The 23,875-nt window shown below is 40.3% G+C and carries 22 protein-coding genes and 1 pseudogene; 4 read left to right on the forward strand and 19 right to left on the reverse strand.

Annotation, left to right across the window (positions count from 1 at the left end; translation table 11 throughout):
* Positions 1-21: 21 nt before the first annotated feature.
* The 3 genes from OQE68_RS26880 to OQE68_RS26890 form a co-directional block, all read right to left on the reverse strand.
* Complete coding sequence (locus OQE68_RS26880) at positions 22-834, reverse strand: hypothetical protein (protein ID WP_180569526.1); 813 nt, start codon at positions 832-834, stop codon at positions 22-24.
* Between the two features lie 131 nt (positions 835-965).
* Complete coding sequence (locus OQE68_RS26885; protein ID WP_180569525.1) at positions 966-1,808, reverse strand: substrate-binding periplasmic protein; 843 nt, start codon at positions 1,806-1,808, stop codon at positions 966-968.
* 111 nt (positions 1,809-1,919) lie between these two features.
* Positions 1,920-3,125, reverse strand: a complete 1,206-nt coding sequence (locus OQE68_RS26890) for a multidrug effflux MFS transporter (protein ID WP_180569524.1) — start codon at positions 3,123-3,125, stop codon at positions 1,920-1,922.
* A gap of 189 nt (positions 3,126-3,314) precedes the next feature.
* Here OQE68_RS26890 and OQE68_RS26895 point away from each other — a divergent pair, with 189 nt between their 5' ends.
* Positions 3,315-4,277 (forward strand): LysR family transcriptional regulator, encoded by a 963-nt coding sequence (locus OQE68_RS26895; protein ID WP_180569523.1) that lies wholly within the window; start codon positions 3,315-3,317, stop codon positions 4,275-4,277.
* 294 nt (positions 4,278-4,571) lie between these two features.
* Here the strand turns inward: OQE68_RS26895 and OQE68_RS26900 are convergent, their stop codons facing one another.
* From OQE68_RS26900 to OQE68_RS26925, 6 genes are all read right to left on the reverse strand, one after another.
* Positions 4,572-6,242, reverse strand: coding sequence for a methyl-accepting chemotaxis protein (locus OQE68_RS26900; RefSeq protein ID WP_180569522.1), 1,671 nt, complete (start codon positions 6,240-6,242; stop codon positions 4,572-4,574).
* A 62-nt stretch (positions 6,243-6,304) separates the two neighbouring features.
* Positions 6,305-7,123: a substrate-binding periplasmic protein gene (locus tag OQE68_RS26905; RefSeq protein ID WP_180569521.1), complete on the reverse strand. Its 819-nt coding sequence runs from the start codon at positions 7,121-7,123 to the stop codon at positions 6,305-6,307.
* A gap of 37 nt (positions 7,124-7,160) precedes the next feature.
* Positions 7,161-7,931: a substrate-binding periplasmic protein gene (locus OQE68_RS26910; protein WP_180569520.1), complete on the reverse strand. Its 771-nt coding sequence runs from the start codon at positions 7,929-7,931 to the stop codon at positions 7,161-7,163.
* 254 nt (positions 7,932-8,185) lie between these two features.
* A complete protein-coding gene (locus tag OQE68_RS26915; protein ID WP_180569519.1) occupies positions 8,186-8,947 on the reverse strand; it encodes a substrate-binding periplasmic protein in 762 nt (253 codons plus the stop codon).
* A 108-nt stretch (positions 8,948-9,055) separates the two neighbouring features.
* Positions 9,056-9,511, reverse strand: a complete 456-nt coding sequence (locus tag OQE68_RS26920; RefSeq protein WP_180569518.1) for a DUF5680 domain-containing protein — start codon at positions 9,509-9,511, stop codon at positions 9,056-9,058.
* A 285-nt stretch (positions 9,512-9,796) separates the two neighbouring features.
* Positions 9,797-10,126 (reverse strand): hypothetical protein, encoded by a 330-nt coding sequence (locus OQE68_RS26925; protein WP_180569517.1) that lies wholly within the window; start codon positions 10,124-10,126, stop codon positions 9,797-9,799.
* Positions 10,127-10,519: 393 nt separating this feature from the next.
* On the opposite strand from OQE68_RS26925, the pseudogene OQE68_RS26930 reads away from it, so the two are divergent.
* The 3 genes and pseudogenes from OQE68_RS26930 to OQE68_RS26940 form a co-directional block, all read left to right on the forward strand.
* Positions 10,520-11,377, forward strand: a pseudogene (locus tag OQE68_RS26930) (ATP-grasp domain-containing protein); the annotation flags it as partial.
* A gap of 30 nt (positions 11,378-11,407) precedes the next feature.
* Complete coding sequence (locus OQE68_RS26935) at positions 11,408-11,743, forward strand: cation:proton antiporter regulatory subunit (RefSeq protein WP_266195906.1); 336 nt, start codon at positions 11,408-11,410, stop codon at positions 11,741-11,743.
* A 55-nt stretch (positions 11,744-11,798) separates the two neighbouring features.
* Positions 11,799-13,106 (forward strand): mechanosensitive ion channel family protein, encoded by a 1,308-nt coding sequence (locus tag OQE68_RS26940; RefSeq protein ID WP_180569516.1) that lies wholly within the window; start codon positions 11,799-11,801, stop codon positions 13,104-13,106.
* A 1-nt stretch (position 13,107) separates the two neighbouring features.
* Here OQE68_RS26940 and OQE68_RS26945 read toward each other — a convergent pair whose 3' ends face one another.
* From OQE68_RS26945 to OQE68_RS26990, 10 genes are all read right to left on the reverse strand, one after another.
* Positions 13,108-13,308, reverse strand: a complete 201-nt coding sequence (locus tag OQE68_RS26945) for a hypothetical protein (protein WP_180569515.1) — start codon at positions 13,306-13,308, stop codon at positions 13,108-13,110.
* A complete protein-coding gene (locus OQE68_RS26950) occupies positions 13,305-13,700 on the reverse strand; it encodes a DNA ligase-like domain-containing protein (RefSeq protein WP_180569514.1) in 396 nt (131 codons plus the stop codon). The genes OQE68_RS26945 and OQE68_RS26950 overlap by 4 nt, the downstream gene beginning before the upstream one ends.
* 112 nt (positions 13,701-13,812) lie before the next feature.
* On the reverse strand, positions 13,813-14,817 hold the full coding sequence (locus OQE68_RS26955) for a hypothetical protein (protein WP_180569513.1): 1,005 nt from the start codon (positions 14,815-14,817) through the stop codon (positions 13,813-13,815).
* A gap of 330 nt (positions 14,818-15,147) precedes the next feature.
* Positions 15,148-15,600 (reverse strand): methyltransferase family protein, encoded by a 453-nt coding sequence (locus tag OQE68_RS26960; protein ID WP_255490938.1) that lies wholly within the window; start codon positions 15,598-15,600, stop codon positions 15,148-15,150.
* Positions 15,601-16,040: 440 nt separating this feature from the next.
* On the reverse strand, positions 16,041-16,469 hold the full coding sequence (tnpA, locus tag OQE68_RS26965; protein ID WP_180572236.1) for an IS200/IS605 family transposase: 429 nt from the start codon (positions 16,467-16,469) through the stop codon (positions 16,041-16,043).
* An 84-nt stretch (positions 16,470-16,553) separates the two neighbouring features.
* Complete coding sequence (locus tag OQE68_RS26970) at positions 16,554-16,826, reverse strand: hypothetical protein (RefSeq protein ID WP_180566934.1); 273 nt, start codon at positions 16,824-16,826, stop codon at positions 16,554-16,556.
* Positions 16,827-16,874: 48 nt separating this feature from the next.
* Complete coding sequence (gene ybiA / locus OQE68_RS26975) at positions 16,875-17,426, reverse strand: riboflavin biosynthesis intermediates N-glycosidase (protein WP_219339913.1); 552 nt, start codon at positions 17,424-17,426, stop codon at positions 16,875-16,877.
* A gap of 319 nt (positions 17,427-17,745) precedes the next feature.
* Positions 17,746-18,078, reverse strand: a complete 333-nt coding sequence (locus tag OQE68_RS26980) for a hypothetical protein (RefSeq protein WP_180566933.1) — start codon at positions 18,076-18,078, stop codon at positions 17,746-17,748.
* A 205-nt stretch (positions 18,079-18,283) separates the two neighbouring features.
* Positions 18,284-18,505, reverse strand: a complete 222-nt coding sequence (locus OQE68_RS26985; RefSeq protein WP_180566932.1) for a DUF2835 domain-containing protein — start codon at positions 18,503-18,505, stop codon at positions 18,284-18,286.
* A gap of 233 nt (positions 18,506-18,738) precedes the next feature.
* Positions 18,739-23,541 (reverse strand): NAD-glutamate dehydrogenase, encoded by a 4,803-nt coding sequence (locus OQE68_RS26990; protein ID WP_180566931.1) that lies wholly within the window; start codon positions 23,539-23,541, stop codon positions 18,739-18,741.
* Between the last annotated feature and the right edge of the window lie 334 nt (positions 23,542-23,875).

Consider the following 23,875-nt stretch of genomic DNA (forward strand, 5'->3'; position numbering starts at 1 on the left):
GCCTCTCAACAAGCAACAATATTATTTATTCATTAGTGCAACCAACCATTGTGACACTTGCTCAAAATAAAAGTTTTCTTCTGTTACTGAAAATTCATCAAGCCCCAGACATACTAGACGACACTTGTCTACCTTTAACCAAACAGCTGCAGCTAAAATATCAACCGTCAACTGATTTATATTCCGTTTAAACTGAGAATTAATCTGTAAATAAGCTTGTGCCATTTGATAGCAATTATCTACAGTGGGTAAATGGACAAATGTACCAGCAAGATCCAAGGCAGGATTTCCCAAACTAATTCGCTGTAAATTAGCTAACATCAGTTCCCCGGTTGGCATGCGCCCCCAATGAGTAATCTCAGAAACACCTGCAATTAAACTGATAGGCCTGAATAGATGCTGGAAGTCATAACAAAGGCTATCTAACATGGCTGCCAGCAAACGTCGTTTAGCAGGGTTAAAATAACCAAGCAACATCGGATTATATTCAGGTAACCACTGGTGCCGAGCAAGTTTGTTATAATCCAGCGTTACTTTAGCATTATGTAATTTCGCAAGATAATTTAATTGTTCGACAGGGGTTGTCAGCGGCTGTTGATCTAACCCTACCGTTTCTAGCTGCATTGCAACCTGCAGACTTGCTGGCATAGGCAAGCCTTGAGTACTTAATTGTGGGACTAATTGTTCAATCGCATATTCTGCTACTAGCGTATTAAATGATTTATGCGATACCCGTCGATTATCTGAGCAATAAGGATCAGGCTTACTGCCAGGCTCCCATCGTGCTCTAGGTAGTGGTGCCCTTTCCTGGGCCAAAGCAACCCCATCCATCATAGTCGTTTCCTAGCGCCATCACCGTTCAGAACAGTACCAATAATAACAAGTGAAAAATGACAATGACAAGATTAATTAAAGTAAAACCAAACAACATTTGCTGTATATCATAATTTACATGAGAGATAGCGTTAATCGACCACTGCGTCAGGTACCACAGACTGTTTATACAACTGATGATAAAAAGGTGTTTTTTTAACTGTTTTTATTACTTCATTAATTTTATTAAAATTTTCTTGACTAATACTGGCTTTACTAAAAATAAAATGTACCGGGTTATCATGTACTACAAAAGGCAATAACTCAATTTTCCCCTCTTGTTGATACTTCATGACAAAGTGGTCAAAATATAATACATCATTAAATACACCATCCGCTCGATTATTAATCAACCGTAGCACCTGCTTATCGTTCTCCGTATCTTCACGCACTAACTGCTTAAACCCCTCTTGTTGGATTGCCTGTGCATAAGCAGGCCCATACCATGCGCCCAGTTGAACATTGAGTCGCATGTTCAGCTCAGCGAGTTGTTCAAGTGAGCTAACTTGCCAACGTTCTGCTTCGCCTTTACGAATGGCTATGCGTACCTGCTCAAGCCGGTATGGGGTTGAGTAATAAGCAAATTGTTGTCGTTCTGCAACTAAGGAAGCCAGCCCTAAAAAATCCACACGGCCTTTTTGCACTTCATAAAGCGAACGTTTCCAAGGTAACCGTACCAACTTTAATGGACAACCCAGCTGTTTAAAGACCGCTTGAATAAATTGAATATCCAGTCCAGTTACCTCCCCTTCTGCATTAATTAACATATAAGGAGGCATTTCAGACCAGGCCATAACATAAGAGGGTTTAGGACACCCTCCGCTCACGGCTTGGAGGCTTATGAGTAGTAGTCCTACTCCCCATACCTGCTGCCGCAAAACGGTGCTTGTCAATAAAGAGGTTAAAGACAGCCTAAAAATAAAGCTTTTAATCATCAGCTCGCTACGTCGTTAGATTGCCCTAATTATTTAATTGTAGACAGCATAGCGCTTAATATGTATAGAGCTTAATGATAGGATGGTCTAAAAATAGTTAATCACTTTACTTTATCCAGCTGAACTAACAACCGCATCCATTGCTGTTGGGTTTCTATAGCGGTAGCACAATAATGGAACCCCTCCCAACAACATGACCGCAGCCAGTAATACCAGTGGAGGTATCGCCAACTGAGTCATTGCTGTTACCAGTAGCGAGGCTCCTACCATCTGTACACACCCCAACATAGCAGCAGCGGTTCCTGCACATTCAGCAAAAGGATTAAGTGCCAGGCTGGTAGCAGAACCTAAAATTAACGCAAACCCTACGCTGGCAATACCAACCGGCAGCATTAAGCTGACAGCTAGTGGCCACCCAAAGAAATAACTCGCTAACATTAGCCCTCCGGCAATTGCCATCCATAAAAGCCCTAGTTGAGTACAACGATGCGGCCCTATTTTTTGAATAAGTCTTGGTGCAACAACACTGGTGATCAAAATCCACAACGCATTCAAAGCAAACAATGCAGCATAAGCCAACTGAGAAAAGCCAGCCTCTTTAATTAACACAACCGGAGACCAAGTGACATAAGCGATAATCATCGTCATAGCAGCCAAACAACAGCAACTGTAGTATTGAAAACCATTATGGCTAATAATCCGCCAGTAATTAGTCAATACATGTTTGATAGGCTCTGAAAACACCGGTTTAGTTTCTACTAAACCATGATTTACCAACATCACCACAGCCAGTGCGTAAATAGCAAGTGCATAAAAACAGGCTTGCCAACCCCACAGAGCAATTAACACACTGCCTAATATTGGCGCCAAAGCAGGTGCTAAATTAATTGCTCCTAACATATAACTATAAACTATTGCACTTTGCTGCCCTGAAAAACAGTCCCTTACTACCGCAAAGGCAGCAACTGAGGTACAACAGGCGGCAACGCCCTGAATCGCGCGCACCCACATAAGCTCTGTTATTGACTCAGCAAATACAGTTAACCAACTACTCATGCCATAAAGTACAATACCTATTAATGCAATATTGCGACGTCCCCAATGGTCAGCTAAAGGACCTATAATTAATTGGCCTAACCCCATTGATAATAAAAATACTGTAATTGTATTTTGTACTTGATATTGTTCTGCATTAAAGTAATCAATCAAGTCAGGCACTGCAGGTAAATAAATATCAATGCCCACTGGAGAAAATAGTACCAATGCAATCAACACTAAAAATAAAGCACTAGAAGTACTTTGCCTGGCATTATTCAAAGTAATACCTCACTACAACACTACCAATATTGAATAATGAAAAAATCAGGGGGGACCACAAAGTTGAAATGCTAACTCCCCCTGTAATGAAGAGATAGACCCATAATTGATAAAAGCAACTTAGCTAATTTATGATATGGACTCAAGAGAAACATATTCAGAACTATAATGACCCAATGGAATATCATAATGAAAGTTGAAAGCCTAGCCCGAATTGACCTTAACCTGCTTGTCAGCTTACAGGTTTTGCTAGAGGAACAAAGCTGTACCCGAGCGGCTGAACGACTGCATTTATCCCAGTCTGCAATGAGTAAAACCCTGGCTCGGTTAAGAGATGTGTTTCAAGACCCTTTATTGGTGCGCAATGCCCATGGAATGCTGCCTACCCCTCATGCTGAACAGCTGAGAGATCCGTTACAGATCGCTTTGCAGCATGTTTCCAAGTTGCTTGACCCACCCAGTTTTAACCCTAATGTAAGCAGGCGTCACTTTACCTTGACCAGTATTGATAGTGCTTACCAATTATTTTTACCCAGCTACTTTGGGCCACTTTTATCAAAAGCACCCAATATTGAATTGGATTATCGGCCATGGAATGCTCAATCAGCCCATATGTTAACCCAAGGCCAAATTGAGCTGGGTATAACCGTGAAAGAAAATGTCAGTAATGTGCCGTGGAAAAGCACCGTCGAACTTCCAACCAATTTACACAGCCAACCGTTAAAAGATGATTATATGGTTTGTTTGGTACGACGCGATCACCCAGCCCTGGCTAAAAAATCTCGCTGGAATCTGAAAACATATCTTAAATCCGGCCATGTCCAAGCTTACTGTGAAGGGAAATATAAATGGATGCTGGATTTTATTTTGGCTGATCAAGGGTATGAGCGAATCATTGCTGCCAAAGTGCCAGAGTTTCAAGCAGCACTGACTATTATTCAACATAGCGATCTCATTTTTACTGGCCCCAAACAATTTGCCACCTATGCTAAACAACACTATCCGTTGGTTGAGCTGCCATTACCGCTTGAATTACCAACCATTACCTACCTACTTACCTGGCACGAGCGATTTGACGAAGATCCAGGACACCAGTGGTTACGACAAATGCTGGTAGAATATATTAACCCTGAATTATCAGTGGCTTGCTAACCTGGTAGTGATTCGAAAGTGTATTTACTTATATTTGAAAGCAAAGCTTATAACCATTAACCAAAAGACCAATAACAATATCATGTATACCCCATGCGAAGGGTTTTTAAGGCTAGCCTCTACAGCGGTTAGGCTAGCAATAACAGCATTAACTGTATTCACCCCATCCTTGGTGATTAGGCACGATGACTATACAACAAGTGCTCTCTATTTTGGAAACACCTGTGTTGAACAAAGCTATACAAATCAGACTATAGACATACTTCTGAGGTGAGACCTAAACACTTGTTAATCTCAAACTTTGAATTTACTGACAATACTCTTTAAATTCGCGGTTATATCAACCAAATCTGAAGCAAATGAGGTTATTTGTTTGGCATTATCAGAATTACTAACGGCCGAGTCATTAACCCGAGTAATGTTGACATTAATTTCATTCATCACTGCCAGTTGCTCTTCTGTTGCTGTAGCAAATTGGCTACACATTTGGTCAATATTAGATACTGACTCTTCAATGGTTTGTAAAGATAATCCCGCCACTCTTGCCTGTTCTACAACTGACTCTACCTGTTGATGACCTTGCTTAATCACTGTCACAGCATCTCTAGAACCTATTTGTAGCTTCTCAATGATTTGATTAATTTCTTTTGTAGACTCTTGGGTTCGACCTGCCAATGAACGGACTTCATCCGCCACCACCGCAAACCCCCGCCCCTGTTCACCCGCACGGGCCGCTTCAATCGCTGCGTTTAATGCCAATAAGTTGGTTTGTTCTGCAATGGCTTTAATCACTTCAAGTACTGTATTGATATTCTCACTGTCCTGCTCAACTTGAGTAATGACACTGGCTGCATTATCAACTTGATCAGCTAGTTGCTGGATACCTTGTACCGTATTTTCAACAACCTCACGGCCTTTTTTCGTTTCTATGTTAGCACTATTGGCAGCCACCGAAGTGCTATTTATATTTTCAGCCACTTCTTGTAAAGTCGCATTGATTTCATTCATCGCTGTTGTGATTTGATCAATCTCAAGCTGTTGTTGTTGGGTATTATTGCTGGCTTCACTAGAAAGGGAAGACATTTTGTCTGTATTTGTTGACAGCGTTGCTGATGTATTATTAATTTGGCTTATAATATCTAACAAGTTATTACGCATTTTTTGTATTGACTGTTGTAACTCATCCTGGCTATCAGTATCACCCGTTTGTGTAAGATCACCTTGCGAAATAAACTCCAATCCTTGTGTTGCATTTTTTAACCGTTTCGACACAAAGTTTGAAACCGTCATACTGGTGAAGCCACATATAATGATTGATAGTACAGTTAAAGCTAATAGTACTTTTAAGGCTGTTTGTTCATGCGCTTCAGCCCGTTGCCCTGCTTCAAGAATAAAGTGCTCAATACTGCCTAATAACGTGGTTAACTCTTTGGCTAGCTGATCACTTTCCTTTTCAAGTTTTTCAGTTAACGATGCAATCTCACTGGCTTTACCTGAAGTTAACTTGCTAAATACCTCATGGCTATGCTTTTCATATTCAACATACTCTTTCTCAATTTTTAATAGCTGCTGTTTGGTTTCATTGAATTTTTTTACATGCGCTGGATCATGTGCTTGTGCGATAGCGGTGTCAATAATCTTATGACTGGCTTGCATCTCTTGTTTAAACTGACTGCCATACTTATTGAATTTAGTTAACTCACCATTGGCTTCACTCTGTTTATTCTGCTGCCCATAACGTATACCTCGCTCTAAGTGAATAGTCTGCTCCAGCTGACTTTCAGTCGCTAGAGTTAAGTGTTCATTTAACGGCAAGTCTTCTACTACGATAGTGTGCAGTTCATTCCCTATTTGTCTCATAGAGTAAATGGCAAAAGCCGCATTGATTACCAGAACGGCTAGTATAATTAATGAATTACCATTAATCTTCGCCTTAATTGACAGCTTCTTGATAAAATCACTCATTCTAACTCGCCTCAAATTGGGCACACGTCTTTAGTTATATAATCAAAAGAAATCGACCAGACCTACATATAACGGCCCAATATATCTTGATACAAAGTGTCTCCCACAGTACCGGGTATTTTTTTTACTTTATCAATACCTTGTTGCAATAGATTAACTAAATTATTATCGACATCTTTACTAAAAGCAAAATAGAGTTGTGCCTCTTTCAGTAAAAATACCGTTTCAAAATCATCAACTCTCAATTGATTCTGTTTGATAAACCAGCTACCGACATACTCTTCATATGCCCACAGGTCTATTCTTTGCTTGGCTAACATCCGAACAATGGAACTAGCGTTGGCTTGCGATATAAATTTATTACTTGGATAACCCGTTGCCAACACTAACTGCTCACCCACATCATCACGAATACCACCAATAATATAATTATGTGTGTCTAGTTTTGACGTTATCTTAATTTGTCTGGACTTAGCAGCAATTAATACAATACGAGTCGCTGAAATTGGACCTGCCCACTTGAATAGACTTTCTCTCGCATCAGTTCGTGTGGTACTAAACAACACAATATTCGGGCCTTTCAGTAGTTTTTGATACCCACGGGCCCATGGGTAAACTTTAATACTTTGTCGCTTTAAGGTGATAGTGTGTCGTTGAATGGCTGAAATCAGCAAGTCCACCGCTATCCCTCTCAAAATACCCTTTTCGACAAAGTTATAGGGTGGATAAGTTTCAGTAATAAAAGTTAACTTGGCAAATCTTTTCTTTATGAGATCCGTCATTTCTTCAGCAGCTACGACATTCCCCCCCACGTAACTGCCTAGCAAAAGTAGCAATAAAACCAAGCTTTTCATTATAGCATTAAAAAGGGGTAGTCTCATTGTCTACCCCCCTCGTTATTACCTCAATGGAGTAAAACTACATATATTCACTCATAATATCATCATATAAGGTTTTCCCTACTTTACCAGGGGCTGCTTTGACTTTATCAATTCCTTCCTGAACAGAAGCCACTACCGTATCAGACACATCTTTACTAAAGGCATAATAGAGTTCAGCCTCTTTCAAGACGTAAACAGTAGCATAATCATCGTTATTTAAGTTATTTTTCTTAATAAACCAACGGGCTACGTTTTCTTCATAAGCCCACATATCCACTTTATTGTTGGCTAATTTTTTGACTACTGAATCAGCATTTGCAGAAGACTTGATCTTTCCTTTTTCAATACCTAACGCAACAACCAACTGCTCTCCCACATCATCGCGAATCGCTGCAATTTTATATTTTTTTAGGTCTTCAGGCGACTTGATTGAAATATTACTTGCTTTGGGAGCCAATAATACGATGCGAGTGGCTGTAATAGGGCCCGCCCACTTAAAGAGAGGCTCTCTCTCTTCCGTACGGGTAGTCGCAAACAGCACAATATTTGGGCCATCGACAGCATTACGATATCCTCTGGCCCAAGGATAAAGCTTTATTTTATTACGTGTCACAGGCTGACTCACTTTTTGGGCAGCAGCAACTAATAAATCAACTGAAATGCCTCTTAATATACCTGAATTTTCAAAATTATAGGGAGGATATGACTCGGTGATAAAAGTCAGCTTATCTAACCCTTCACTATTAACGTGATTGCCCAATAACAGCAACCCCATCAACAACATCGTTTTTAAGCGACTGATAAGCATTTGATAATACTCCTCTCATTTATCGAAAATCATTAATAACAGTGTAAAAGTTATTCAGCCTTTATTTATATTTTTTTATAGTTAACTGTTTTTTTATGTTTCTTATAGTGATATATCGTTGAATAACAACCTCTCGATTAGTCATATCCTTTGTAAAAAACTGGTTTTATCTTATAAAAAATACGATATAGCTCAGCAACTAATCAGACTAATAATTCACAATGAGAGTATGATACCCAAAGAAAAATGACAGGCTATTTTAGATATTTTTCTTTAATTTTGTCATAACGGCCAGAGTCTTTCACTTTGTCTAAGGCTCGTCTTAAGTTATATACCAAATCATCTGGCGTTAAGATACTCATTGCCATATAGAGTTCAGAAGATAGCTCCTCTATATAAAATGCTCGCTTATAATTTTCCATCTTGAATCCTAACTGCCTGGCAGTATGGGCAAATGCAACTTCATCAAACGGTGTTAAATCGATTCTCCCTTTCGTTAACTTTTTCAAGTTCAGGGTGTCACTGTTGGTTAACATGACTTGCTCCCCTACATCAAACCCATGGTTAACCAGATAGTCTTGCTTAACATCATTAGTTACCCCACCGATGATGAACTGTTTGGCATCTTCTAATGTTTTTAGCTGAATATCGTCGCGTGATGCCAACTTCCATAAATAAACACTATAAGGGGTAATAGTCCCAATCCATTTAAAATGATGCTCACGATCTCGGGTTCTGGCAATGGAGTAGATTAATACATTCGTTTCTTTGAGGGCTAGCTTATAAGCCCTAGCCCAGGGATATAAGCGTATTTCTGCTTTGATACCTGCTTGATCCAGTACTTCTCTGACCACTTCTGTGGCCATGCCTGATACCTCGCCTTCAGGGGTTGGAAATTGAAACGGAGGAAAGTCTTCAGTCACCACTAATAATGTGTTAGCGCCCGCAAAACCCACTGAGTTCAGTAAGCCCAGTTGTAAAGACAAAATCCCAATGAATAGTGCTTTCCACCTCATAAGGGTAACCAAAATAATCAGTTATATTATGAACAAGTTAGACCTGGTTTTATGATCTGACAACAAAACTGACATAATTTTAGCGGTATACCCTTTACTACGACTTTGTTACTTAAGATAGCCTCCTATGAGTCGTAGCTGATAAACCAATTGGCCGTCCAAGGATACCTCTTCAACACCTTGGAACTGTTGCAATTTTCCTTCCACTATTAAATGATACTGCCACTGCGCTTGATTGAGTTGTTCGGGACCACGTAAAGGAAGATTAGCATCTGGTTGTTGCAAGGCTTCCTGCAAAAAGGTAAAAACAGGCTCACAGGGCTGGGACTGAATGATGTGGCCAAAATACAACATTTGCCATATAGGTTGCTGATTTAACCAAACGACTTCTTCTCCACCAAACTGACGGTAACCAAAATAATGGTCACGATAATGGTAATCACCTTCGGTATACAGGAACTGTCGACTTTGATCCCGGCAGGGCTGACCTTCATTACCTCCAATCCATTGGTAACCGGTACTTTTTGCTGATTGTAAAAATGCCACTAGTCCATCATGATCCATATTCTATCCCTGGGAACCAGCCCCTATTCAGTCTATACACTATCCTATACACTCTGAAAGTACAGCTGAGTCATGCCTAGTCTATTTCAGTCAACTTTTTAAAGTTAGCAGCTTAATCTGAATATTCCACCAGACACAAATTTTTTAATTTATGTGACAGCTTTATGAAACATTTGATAGAGCACTGGTTATACCCAATCCGCATAGTTTTTCACTGCGGCATCAAATGACAAGGTACAGTTAGCCTATAAGACGAATAGCCCTAGTCTATTAAGTAAGGACTTTTCAATCAATTAATGACAGCTCAGTTAAAGATTCTGAAATAATTTCATAACAAGTTGAGGGGTTTTCAAGTGGGAACAAATGGCCATACTCAAGGTTTTCTTTGAATAAAAAATGCGGGCAGCGAGTTTGCCAGTCTTGCCAGGTTGACTCAGTCAAAAAAACAGAGGGTTTCCCTCGTATTGCAATACAAGGCATTTTAAGTTTTTCAAGACTCGTCATGAGGTTAGGCGGTTGAGTATAATTATGGGCTTCCCATATTTTTGGAAAACTGAGTTGGTATTCGCCATCGTGTGTTTCAGTGACACCGTATTTAGCCAACAAACTAAACATTTCATCATCAAAACGTTTATATCCTCTAAACTGCTTACAATAAGCTAGAAATGCTTGACAACTGATTGTTCATAATATTCATTTATATTTCGTACTTATACACCACACATCGGGCAGTCAGCCTACCGTCATTATTTTTATGACGCCAGATTACATTAAGATTGATTTATTTAAAACCAGAACCGGACAATATTAGCTGTATAATCTGCAAACAGCGTCTAGTCCCAGCCTATTAAGGAGGGAAACAGATGGAGTCTACATGACATCTTCAATAGGTATTAAAACTGCAATCCGTTGACAATTAAATGACAACACCCATTCTTAAGGGGTTTTACTTGCTTTTTAATCAGAATATACAAGGCTTAAAGGAAAACAACTACCTTGGATATTTTGATGAATCTTGCCATCCTCTCTTGTGGACCCAAATGTTATAGCACCCGCCGGCTGAAAGAATCAGCGTTGGACCGTGGACATCATGTAAAAGTGATGAACACGTTGAAATTTGCGATTGATCTAGAAAGAGGTTCTCCCAGTCTCTACTACAGGCAACGGGAGTTAAAAGAAATTGATGCTGTACTACCACGCATTGGTGCTTCTATTACCTATTTCGGTACCGCTGTTGTACGACAGTTTCAGGAGATGAATGTTTTCTGTGCAAATACAGCACATGGTATTCTTAATTCACGCGATAAGCTGCGCAGCCTTCAACTGTTGAGTCGACATCACATTGGTATTCCAAAAACCAATTACGTGCGCGATAAAAAGGATGTGTTGCCCGCCATTGCACGGGTGGGCAATGCACCGGTCATTATTAAGCTGATTGAGGGTACTCAGGGTATTGGAGTTTTGTTAGCGGAGAGCACTAAGTCTGCTGAAGCACTAATCGAATTGCTACAAAGCCAAAAGCAAAACGTACTGGTACAAAAGTTTGTTGCGGAAAGTAAAGGTAAGGATATTCGCGCCTTCGTTGTCGGTAACCAGGTTGTGGCAGCCATGCGCCGGGTAGCCCAAGGGCAGGAATTCCGCAGTAACGTCCATCGTGGTGGTATTACCGAAGCGGTCGAATTGAATGACCAATACAAAGAAGTAGCCGTTCGTGCTGCCCAGATAATGGGATTACAGGTGGCTGGTGTTGATATGCTTGAAGGTGCCGATGGGCCTCAAATAATGGAGGTAAATTCTTCCCCTGGTTTGGAAGGCATTGAAACCTGCACCAAACTGGATATTGCAGGTGCGATTATTGACTATATCTCTGCCCAGGTAGACTTCCCCGAGATAGACATTCGCCAACGCCTAACCGTAAGCAAAGGCTACGGTGTAACTGAGCTTTATATTCCGGAGGGCTCACAATATATCGGCCAGACCATATCTGAGTCTGGTTTACCCGACCAGGATATTAATGTACTAACTTTATATCGGGGCAATAAAGTGATTCCCAACCCCAAATCCAGTCGTCAACTTGAGGCAGACGACAAGCTGTTGTGTTTCGGTAAATTGGAATCGATGCGCTCAATGATCCCGATAAAAAACCAACGCAAACAAAAGGCCAAACCCAAGAAGTTACCCAAGGAGGCCTTGGAAATTGCCGAAGAGGTTCATCATCAGCAAGCAGGATAATCGTTATTTCATATAGGGTTTGGTCCAATGAGGGTGCCATAAAAGGTAGGGAAATATGCGCAAGGAAGCCTTATTGGACCTAATCAATAGCACTCTGAGTAAAGTTATTGATACGGTCTCACGGATTGAAACCTATAGCGAAATTGCCGTTATTATTCTGATTTATACACTGGCTTATATGCTTGCCAGCCGACTTCGTAAACATATCCCTATTTTTAAACAAAGACCGTCACCTCCCGAAAGCTTCCCGATTCATGATCTATTTTTCCGCTTTGGGAAGTTACTATTTCCGTTATTTGCCATCTTACTATTACGATTGACCTTAGAGTTCAGTCAATTGGTTCTGGAGGATGGCTGGGTAATGCAATTCGCCTTAGTAGCAGCCATATTATTATTATTCAACTCATTCGTCAGTTTGGTTATTACCCACAAACTCGTGGCACAGGTATTCCGCTGGATTGGTCTACCTATTTTATTCTTACATTTGGTTGGCATTTTGGATGATATTATCCTGGTGCTTGAGTCCATCGCTATTAAAGTCGGAAACATCAACCTGTCAGCTTATGGGTTGGTAAGAGTTATTCTTTTTGGCTCACTATTATTTTGGCTGGGGCGAGTATCTAACTCCACGGGTCAAACCCTGATCCGTAAACAACAATCGTTAGATTTTCGCACGCGTGAAGTGCTGGCCAAACTGTTTGAAATTGCTCTTTTCTTCATCATCTTCCTGCTAATGCTACAGGTGATGGGTATTAACCTTACGGCTCTGGCAGTATTTGGTGGCGCCGTAGGGGTTGGTTTGGGGTTTGGGCTGCAAGCCATTGCGTCCAATTTTATCTCTGGAGTGATTATTCTGCTGGATCGCTCAGTCTCAGTTGGTGACTATGTAGAGCTAGAGGATGGCCGAACCGGTGTCGTGACCCAATTGAACATGCGCTCAACTACACTGGAAACCTTCGATGGAAAAGACATCGTTGTGCCCAATGAAAAATTTATTACTAGTTCATTTACCAACTGGACTCACAAAAATACTAAGCAGCGTTATCGTGTAGATTTTTCAGTTGCCTATAAAACCGATGTCCGTCATATGGTCGAGCTGGTTAAAACTGCTGTAGCAGAACACCCTCAAGTCATCAGCGGGGATAATATCCCCTTTGAAGAACGTCCTGATTGTGAAATCGATAGTTTTGGTGACTCTGGTATCAATATGTTTGTTGAGTTCTGGATGGAAGGCATTGATGACGGTCGTAATCGAGTAGGCGGCGATCTACTGCTAATTATTCTCGAAACCCTCCAAAAAAACGGTATTGAAATACCCTTTCCCCAGCGTGAAGTGCGGATACTGAGTGATAATTGGCGATAGGTTAGTTGGTGTTATTATAACACCATAGGAAAGCCATTGGCATGACAAAACTGCCCTGCCAATCCACTACGAGTACTTTCTTTTCTAATTGCCAAGCTCTTTGTTCATATAATTTTTCACTAGTGGTGCAACCAAGTGACTTTGTGATAACTTTTTGCTCTTTCTTTTCAAGAGTTTTAAATGCTGAACCATATTCTTTCATGAAATCCACCATATTTGAATCGTGACTGCTTTTTTATCTTTAACAACATCAGGGTGTGGATATCCCCCTCCAAAAAGCTTCCCAAAGATTGCTATTGTTTTAATATTCTGATGTATTGAAAAAACAGCTTTAAATATTTTGTATACTAGACTCTCATACTTATTTTTGACATCAAGATTCGTATTAGAGTAAAAATTTTCATCCTCCTCAATAAAACCTATTCGTTTAGCAGACTTGATTGATACACCATCTGTCCAAAAGCTAAGGTTAGCACCATGCACTTTTTCTTGAACAAAATACTCACTAACACCTAACTTATGAGCAATAATTTTATTAATAAATTCATCTTGATATGAGTTTTCAATTGATGAATATTTTCTTAGCTTATCCATTTAACTATCTAACAACTACTTATATACAACTAAACGAATTTAATTAATTTACTATCAAATACTGATACTCTACAAATACTGAGTATAACCTTACTATCTGCGCTCACATTTATTAATTAATTACATTAACTTCAGGACAGTAGTTTTTCAGCCTGCTTGGTAAAAAACTAATCACTACAACTCTAGTTGGATGCCAAAAAGCAGATAACAGCAAAAGGGCTGCACCAATAACAACACCAGTAAATGCAAAGCTATAGCTAACAATCCCATATGTTTTTAGTAAACTTGATAATGCATAAACCACATAAATTAGAGAAGAAACCATAAATGCTCTTCTATCAATAACAATAGAAATAAATGTTAATAACAAATATAGGCATATAACAATAGCCATGCTTACTAAGCTCTCACTACCTGACAAAATACCTAAACCTGAAAAAGCAGGATGAATAATAAGTGGCGCAGATAAGAGGTGAAGCCAAAAAGCAACATCAGAACGACGAGAAGTCCTAGACCGATCAGAAGCGTCCCAGTACATTGCATAAACAAAAACTAAAATACCAAAAACAAAAAATATACTTAAGTACCACTCTTTCATTCCAGGGAAAATTGCCAAAATCATTGTTACAAGAAAGCCAACAGCCACAGCAGTTCCGGTAGCAATCGTAATAGGTACATTAAATCGCCGCCAATGTATATAAGTAGCTATCACCGTTATTCCAGCAGCAGTCATAAAAGAAACCCCATCTGATAAAGGCAATACACTAACGCTAAACAAAAAAATACCAGGAACAAATGACAGCAGTAATAAAATTGCAGGTAATGCCATTCTTTTTTTAAGCACAAAAAACTCTGCTAGCCCCCAAGATAACACTGTAAATACCAGCATACCGAGAGTATCATTTACTGTTTGTATCACCCACCATGAAGAGAACAACAATAAAGAACAAGCGATTACAACAAATATGTCATTAAAACTAGTTACTAACCTAAAGTTTTCTTCATCAACAGCAGGGCCACTTCTTAATCTAGATAACTGCTCTCGAAATGCAGTGACAGAAGCTTCAGTAAAAATACCCTTATCTATTGCATAATTAAGATCTTCATCTGTGTACATTCGTTACCTCTACACTCTTAATAAAATCAATATATTGTAACTTTTAATTTAACTAAATAACACTGTGGATTATCCATATTCTCGGTATTTTAAAGCCTAAAAATGAAATATTTGTTGATAAAATTTTTACGATGTGCTAGCAATAATAGGATTATCCCTTATCGGCTGTCTTAGACTTTTTTTAACTAGATATATTTATTGAATATGGTAGGCCATAACTTAGTCAAATAATAATACTGTCTATTAAAATACAGTGTAAGCGTCATCAGCTCATTCTATGGTAATAGAATACAGCTATTCTTTAATCAGTTTTAAACAATAAAATATTGCCTAAAGCCACCTACTAACCCTCTTTTTATATGTAAGGTATTTTTCACCAAATAAGTTTTCCAATGCCTGCTCTTCTGCCTTAATCTGATACCGATTTAAATAGCAAATAAATCCGAAGACTAATAATAGTGAATAGACATTAGAGAGCAAAACAGACCACCCCATTAGCAGTATTGCAAACCCTACATACATCGGGTTTCGGGTAATGCTGTAGATGCCATGAGTAACCAGACTAGAACTTTCTTCTGGTGCAGTCGGGTTAACCGTGGTTTTTGCTTGAAGGAAATGTAATACACCAGCAAAAATAAAGATAACACCAGTAATAGCTAATACAAGCGTCATTAGATAATGGCCAGCCACACCAGCACTTGGAAAAAGCGTATCAACAAAATACATCAACACTGCAAATATGATCATTAATAGCAAGGGGGGAATTTTAAGTTCTAGGTTCAAAGTAACCTCTCTATACCCGTCTCGAATGATTTTTAGGGTTTGTTGTTGTCTCTCTTCACCCCAATCATTTATTAAAACATAAACTCATGGGGGCAAGTCTGCTACGGTATGACTTGCGGTAGCAACCTAAATTAATAAAAGAGTGCTACTGGAACTCATCGCTCGACGGCCGCCCCTAAAAACCATTCGCTTTGGCTATACATACCAATTTTCAAACTCTTCAAATTCATCAACTTGCCACCCTATATCATACCAATTACTATCATTTTTTAACCGTATATATCGATAAGCATAGTCATACTATTGTTGCAGGTTATCAAGTCTCAAAGCACTGACTCTTGTATTACCGATAATAGGAACTAAACAACCACCTACTAAAGTAGGTGGGTTAGTAATATGGACTGAAAGTCCGGATACGGGTCGAAGACCCGTTTTTTTTATCAGTCTTCAGTCCTAAAATTATCATCAATCCTCGGCTCAAAGTGATGTTCTAAATATTCTTTTATCATTTCTTCTGTTACATCTCCTGAAGTCACACAAAAATAACCTCTAGCCCAAAAATGTCGACCCCAGTATCTTTTCCTTAAATCAGGATAGCTTTCAAACAGTTTTGCCGACGTTCGACCTTTTACTCTTCGCATTATTTCGCTAGGAGCCATATTGGGTGGCGCTGAAACTAGCAGATGTACATGATCCTTACTAATGACACCCTTTAATATATCAATTTCAAAAGTATGGCATGTCTGTCGTATTAACTCTCGAGCCTTTAAACCAACATCACCTTTTAGCACTTGATAACGATATTTCGTTACAAATACAAAATGATACTGAATTTTGAAAACTGTATGGCTACCATATCTATAGTCCATCGCAATACCCCTACAGCATTATATAAGTAGACTCAGAGTATCATAGCTAAAGCTGACTGGCTAAAAGCCGGTGGTTTTAACCTTTCAGGTGACTAATAAAAAAGCACCATATTCTAGTCTACCATCCGATCTATAATTGGTGGTACTGATAAATCCTTGCCAAGCTAGTTCATAAGCTGAACTTCCTTGATTAGTCATTATTGCCGTACTATGTATAGAGCAAACATCCTTAGAGTTAATAATTTCAAACTCAATAGAAAGAAAGTCAGATAAGGAACTTACCAACGCTTTCTTTACCTCTAATAATTCCTTACCTTTAAGACTAACAGCCTTTTCTTCAATAAATATGTTTTCCATATTACTCCATAACAGCACAAACTTTACTTACGGTTTATTAGCTACAATTCATTTTATCAACAGTTGATCTCGAACCTCCATTAACGCAAATCCCAATAAATTAAGCCCTTTCCATAAGTTAGGGTTTTTACAAGCTGGATTTTCTTCCGCCAACCCTATACCCCATATTTTATCTACTGGGCTAGCTTCTACGAGCACTCGTTTACCTGTGTTGAGCAAGAATTCTTTAAGATCGCTGTTACTACTAAATTTTGCCAAGTTACCAGATACAACTATTTCAAACCGATGGGCATCCCACAGTGATTGCTCAAAACCTTTAACTTCACGCCCTATTGCTTTAGCTTCTCCTGGATTACTAGCAGCTAACAGTATTTCTGCGGCCTTAGCGTCATTAAACAACAGCGCCTTGCGATACATCATGTAGTGCTCAGCTGTTAGAAAATAGTTGCCTTCTTTTTCGAAAGGCGAGTCATACCACTGGCTAAAGCATGATTTTGAGACAGCATCTTTATGTTTTTGATGCCCCCAAAAAAATATGTACTTCACTTTATTACCACGATTTACATAGTTTGCTAATTCTTCTGTGCTTCTAATTTTCAAGTTTCTACACGCTCTTTTTTAACACCGCAACCTAGGGAAACCAAAGCAAGTTGTAGGTTTCCCCAAAGGTTGGGACTGCTGTTACAACTTAATTTTCTTGGTCAAATTGCGTGACTAAACAATTACACTCTGATTTTTTACCTGCTTTTATTCAGTTAGTAGAATTTAAAATGCTTAACTTCCAGATTTATTTAAGATAATTTTCAATAACACCCTATTTATACCCAATACGAATGGTTTTTAGGTGCGGCCATCAAATGACGAGGCCCGATGAGCCTAGACATCATTCGTGTTGCGTATAGTTGTACCTATTCGTAATTCACTTAACTATAATGTAAGTGGCATTAAATCGATCATCCCCATTTGAGGTATCACAATTACCATAGAAGCGAACAACTTTTTGGGCCATTTTTGCAGCCAACGCTACAGAAAGCATTTCTTGTCGATTATTAACAGATGCACCTAAAATGACATGTCTTGCTTTTTCACATCCTGCAGCACCCCAACCAGCCAAGTTAGTAATGACAATTTCATCTGGTGACAAACCTTGAATACCTATTTGATCAATTAGTTTATCACTTGTAGGTATTGCAAACACATTGCTAGAAAGTGATAACAAACCAACAACAATCAACTTATTTATGTGTTTCATTCTTTTTCCAGTTAACTAATAATAAAAACAAAAGCATCAAGAGTTGAAATATTGAACAGTTAGTTTAATATGAACGGAGCGCTACCGCCCTTAACATCCCCAATAAAACAACTGCTTAATAAACAGACTAACCTAAAACAAGGCTTCTGTCGGGAGCTATAGTAACAAATCTTACCCGTCGCTGTCTTTTTACAAAAAGATTAGGTTACGACAACTGAGTTATTTTTTTAAACTTAAAGTGTTGGTCAAACTCAATACTAAAGCGGCCATGAATACCTGCTTGAGTGACAAAGGGCTGTAAGACTTTGGCTGGGAATCGAACTGTTCGACCGTCAATGGAGGTCGCCACTACATCGCGAGCTGTGCCGCGATATAAGGCTAGAAATTCGTCTGCTGGAATCATTAATTCAACAGTAATGGTGGGCATGTTTGGTGTTTTTTTACCTCTCCTCCATTAGAGGTTATCGTAAAAGTTAGCGGATATGGAGTAACAGGGTGTTTTGTAGCTAAGGCAAGGATGCCTTTTTAGCTCTTGATAGACCAGGGATGGTCTTTCAAGAGCGGCGAAGAATCCCCTTTTACTCCATATCGGACACTAGCGTTATTCTCAACACCCTCTCCCAGAGGGAGAGGGAGCACAAAACTATCTAGTGTTAAATACTACCGTGAGCCGCTCTGGGCTAAATCCATTAACTCTCGGTTTGCAACGGTAAACATCGCTAGCTCACAGTTGGTTTGGCCACGTAGATCTGCCAGCATGGCATCCCAACGCCCGACCAATATCTGGTGCTGATTAATCCACTGCTCAATCCGTTCAGCGATATTTTCAACAGCCGTTTCCATATTTAATACCGCTACTGTTAATGCCCGCTGCTGCCAGGTAAGTTCATCTCGAATACTTTCTCTGGCCATGGATTGCCAATGGTTAAACACTTCCAAGTTACCCAGCTCTTGCGCAAACCAGTGTAAATGCAAACGCTCGCCAATCGCAAAATAAGTTTGCGCTACCTTGGTTAATGGCTGCCCAGTTTGATCTGCCGCTTTCACGATTGATAAACCATAAGACAGATATTTATAGCCACTGACAAAACCAGCTAAGTCTTCGGGTACACCTTTTTCGACTAATTCCTGAGTTTTAGCCTGCCATACCTGACGCATTTCATCGCCCAATAAATCAGGCAGTAACTGACTAAACTCACGAATTTGCTGACCATAATGCGCAACACACTCTTCCGCATTAAGCTCTTTACGCTTCATGCGAATTAACCAGCGTGTCGCTCGACGGGTCAGTCGAATTAAATCAGCCATCATTTCCTGCTGAATACTAGAAGGTACTTTATGATCTAATGATTCAATTTGCTGCCAGTAATCATTAATTGCAAAAATGTCTCTAGCGACCACAAAGGCTTTAGCAATATCTGCCGGCTCTGCCCCTGTTGATAATTGCAAACGATGAACAAAGGTAATGCCCATCATATTAATTAAATTATTGGCAATTTGGGTAGCCGCAATTTCTTTTCTGAGTCGATGACTTTCAATCGCTTGACCAAATTTTTCTACCAATACCGGTGGAAATGCTGTATTTACTTCCCTAGCCAAATAAGCATCAGCCAGCACATCGGAAGCCAGCAAGGCTTCTTTCAGGTCTGCTTTACTGTAAGAAATCAATAATGACAGCTCTGGCCGGGTAAGCCCTTGGTTGTTCGCCACCCGTTCTGCCAACCCTTCATCATCAGGTAAAAATTCAATAGCGCGGTTTAGTTTGCCCTGTGCTTCCAGGTAGTGAATAAAGCGTTTACTTTCATCCATGACCTGGGTGGCTTCTTGCTGAGCTAGAGAAATAGCCTGCACCTGTCGGTAATTATTCATTAGCACCAGGTCAGCAACATCATCAGTCATCGCCTCAAGCAGCTGGTTACGTTGCTTAAGGGTCATATCGCCATTGCTTACCACTTCATTCAACAAGATCTTAATGTTGACTTCATGGTCCGAGCAATCGACACCTCCGGCATTATCAATAAAGTCAGTATTGGAAGCGCCCTGATTTAAGCAATATTCAACTCGACCTAGCTGAGTAAGGCCTAAGTTGCCGCCTTCACCGACGACTTGGCAACGTAATTCTTTACCATTGATCCGTAATGAATCATTAGCCCGATCGCCTACATCCGCATGAGATTCAGTAGCTGCTTTCACATAAGTACCAATACCCCCATTCCAAATTAAATCAACGGGCGATTTTAACAGGGCAGTAATCAGCTCACTGGGAGGTAATTGATCGGCATCAATCGCAAACCGCTCCTTCATTTCAGGTGTAATCGTAATTGATTTGGCATCTCGAGAGAAAACGCCCCCCCCAGCAGAAATTAATGACTGATCGTAATCCATCCAGCTGGAGCGAGGTAAATTAAACAGCCGCTGCCGCTCTTTAAATGATTGTGAAATTAATGGGTTGGGATCAATAAAAATATGCATGTGGTTAAAGGCAGCCACTACCGCCAGGCTTTCTGACAGCAGCATACCATTACCAAACACATCACCTGCCATATCTCCAATACCCACGACAGATATGGTATCTTTTTGGATATCAATGCCTTTTTCCCGGAAGTGCCGTTGTACAGACACCCAGGCACCACGCGCGGTAATTCCCATTTTCTTATGGTCATAGCCCACACTGCCACCAGACGCAAAAGCATCACCTAACCAGAAGCCGTATTCATCTGCCAGCTGGTTAGCAATATCAGAGAAGGTGGCTGTGCCTTTATCAGCCGCCACCACCAAATAAGGGTCATCTCCGTCATAACGTACTACCGATTGAGGTGGAATCACCTTACCTTCCTGTAAATTATCCGTCACATCCAGTAACGCACGAATAAAGGTTTTGTAGCAGGCGATCCCTTCCTCCCACATGGCTTCTCGACTATCCGTCGGTAGTCGTTTAGGGGCAAAGCCACCTTTAGCGCCTACTGGCACAATCACCGCATTTTTCACCTGCTGGGCTTTGACCAGGCCTAATACTTCCGTACGGAAATCTTCTAACCGATCAGACCAACGCAAACCACCACGGGCAACCTTACCACCCCGTAAATGCACCCCTTCCACCCGAGGTGAATACACAAATATTTCAAACATGGGGCAAGGCAGTGGAATTTGTGGAATTTGAGTAGGTGAAAATTTAAGTGAAATATAATCTTTTAATTGGCCATGAGCGTCAGGCTGGAAAAAGTTAGTTCGTAAAGTGGCATTAATAACATCCACATAGCGACGAATGGTTCGGTCCTGGTTAAGCACACTGACCTGATCGAGGGCAGCATAAATGCTATGCTCCAGGGCTTGCTGATGTTCTTTACGCTGCCCATTGCCCAATGGCAATTCAGGGTTAAAGCGAACTTCAAACAATTCAACCAATAGCCTAGCAATTTCTATATTTTCAGTTAGGGTCTGTTCGATATAGGGTTGGCTTAAACCAAACCGAATTTGTTTTAAATAACGTGCATAGGCTCTTAATACCGACACTTGTCGCCAGCTTAATTGTGCACCCAGAATCAGCCGGTTAAAACCATCATTTTCAGCCTGACCAAACCAGATATGCTGGAAGGCATCCTGAAAAATAGTATTCACCTGTTGTACATTAATTGGCTGGTGCTTGCCGTAGAGCAAGGTGAAATCATGAATCCAGATTGACTCACCTGTCGACTTACGAACGGTGTAAGGATACTCTCCAATCACTCGCAAGCCCAGGTTTTCAATAATCGGTATCAAGTCAGATAATGGCAATGGCTGGTGCTGATGAAAGACCTTAAAACGCAGCCGATTATCCACATCATCAATCGACTGATAGAAACTCATGGTGAGTGGATGACTCTCTGACAACGACTCACAGTGCTCCACATCCACAACAGCGGTTCTTGGTGAAAATGTTTCCCGATAGCCTGCTTGAAAACCACTGCAATACAGGTTCGCCAAGTGGTTACCTGCTACCTCACCTTTGGCTTCCAATAAGGTATCTTTAAACTCATCTTCCCAAGAGTATGCCGCTTGGATAATTTCATTGGTAATCGTTTGCAGGTTGTAATCCAGCACATTTTCAGGGTTCAATCGAAGCGTAAAATGCACCCGTGCCAGCACAGATTCTGAAAAATAGGTAGTAAATTCAGAGTCAACCGTACCCAAACGCTGCTCTAAAATAGCCTGCATTTTCATCCGCAATTGGGTACTGTAGACATCCCTTGGCACATAAACCAAGCAAGAGTAAAAGAGGCAGTTTTTATCCTGGCGAATAAATACCCGAATCTGCCGTCTTTCTTGAATTTGTAAAATACCCATAGCCGTTTCAAACAGCTGGTCAAACTGCATTTGAAACAGCTCTTCCCGCGGAAACACTTCTAAAATCTGGGCTAATTCTTTGCCATGGTGACTGGAAGGCTCTACACCACTACGATCAATCACCGCCTGGACTTTTTGTCGCAAAATAGGAATAAGCCTGGGGCTTTCAGAATAGACAGGAGATGTATATAACCCCATAATACGGGCTTCACCCACTACCTCGCCGGCCTTATCAAATTGTTTAACTGCAATATAGTCAGGGTAAGCTGGCCGATGCACACTGGAACGTAAGCCCGACTTAGAAAAACTGATAATGTCTTTATTCGATAAAAAGTCACAATCGATATGTGCTGCTACACGCTTTGACTTAAGCAAGCCCAGTGCGGAGCTAGTGATAGCAACCGGTTTTTTACTTTTACCCTTACCTTTTACTTCAATTTCCTCATAACCAAGGAAAGTGAAATTATTGCTTAACAGCCAGCTTAAAAAGGCCTGTTCTTCTTCTATTTGATCAGCAGGATGAGAGCTTGCCAATTGATCAGTCAGTGCAGCTACTTTATCACAGATTGCATGATGATCAGCCACCGCTAGCCTGACATCAGAGAGCACCCCATTCAGCTCGTCAGTTAACTCCTCTAGCTCGCGTTGATGCTCAAGCCGGTCAATTTCCAAATACATAACCGCTTCTTTAGCTGTTGAGCCCTGCTGGTCCGACTGCAGAATCAGCTTAAAGCTATCATCACGTACAGAGTTAAGTACGGTATTTTGCAGGTAATGAATGGTCGTACCACGCTGATTCAGACGCATTCGGATAGAATCCACCAAAAAAGGCAAATCTTGATGAATGATTTGTATAACCGTATGAGTAGAGTGCCAGCCAAAATGCTCATAGTCGGGGTTAATAATGGTAATTTTGGGCTGCTCAGGGTTGTGCTGTTGGATAAATTTCCAAAATGACAGTGTGCTGCCGACAATATCACTTTTACGAAACTTTAATAAATCTTCAAATCCAGCAATTGAAAAGAACTGGTACGTAAATGCTGTGACTGCATCTACCTGATTGGCCGGCACATGGGTTACCACGTCGGCCACTAGTTTTTTTAAATAATCAGTTTTGTTGTCGGCTGAAATATAGCCCATACCTTAAACTCCGCAGTATTGCCCAGTCTGACCCACACACTTTACAAGCGTAGACCAAGAGCTTAGCCATGACTTCATCAACCCAGGCCAGCTGAGCACTTATTATGCACTTGCAAATAGGCTGTAAATAAACTGACGGATTATAGATAAACGTCAGCAAGCAACTTAAGTCGTATTTTCCGAATAAGTCTAACAGCCTAGCGATAGGAATTGCTTACCCAAAAACCAAGATGAATAAAGTTTATTCATCCAGCCAAAATTCATACAGTTTTTAATCAACTCATCCTGATGGTGTATTTTGGTATAAATCCTCAGCTTGTTTATTGGTTAACTG

The sequence above is a fragment of the Spartinivicinus marinus genome (genome assembly GCF_026309355.1).
Taxonomy (GTDB): Bacteria; Pseudomonadota; Gammaproteobacteria; order Pseudomonadales; family Zooshikellaceae; genus Spartinivicinus; species Spartinivicinus marinus.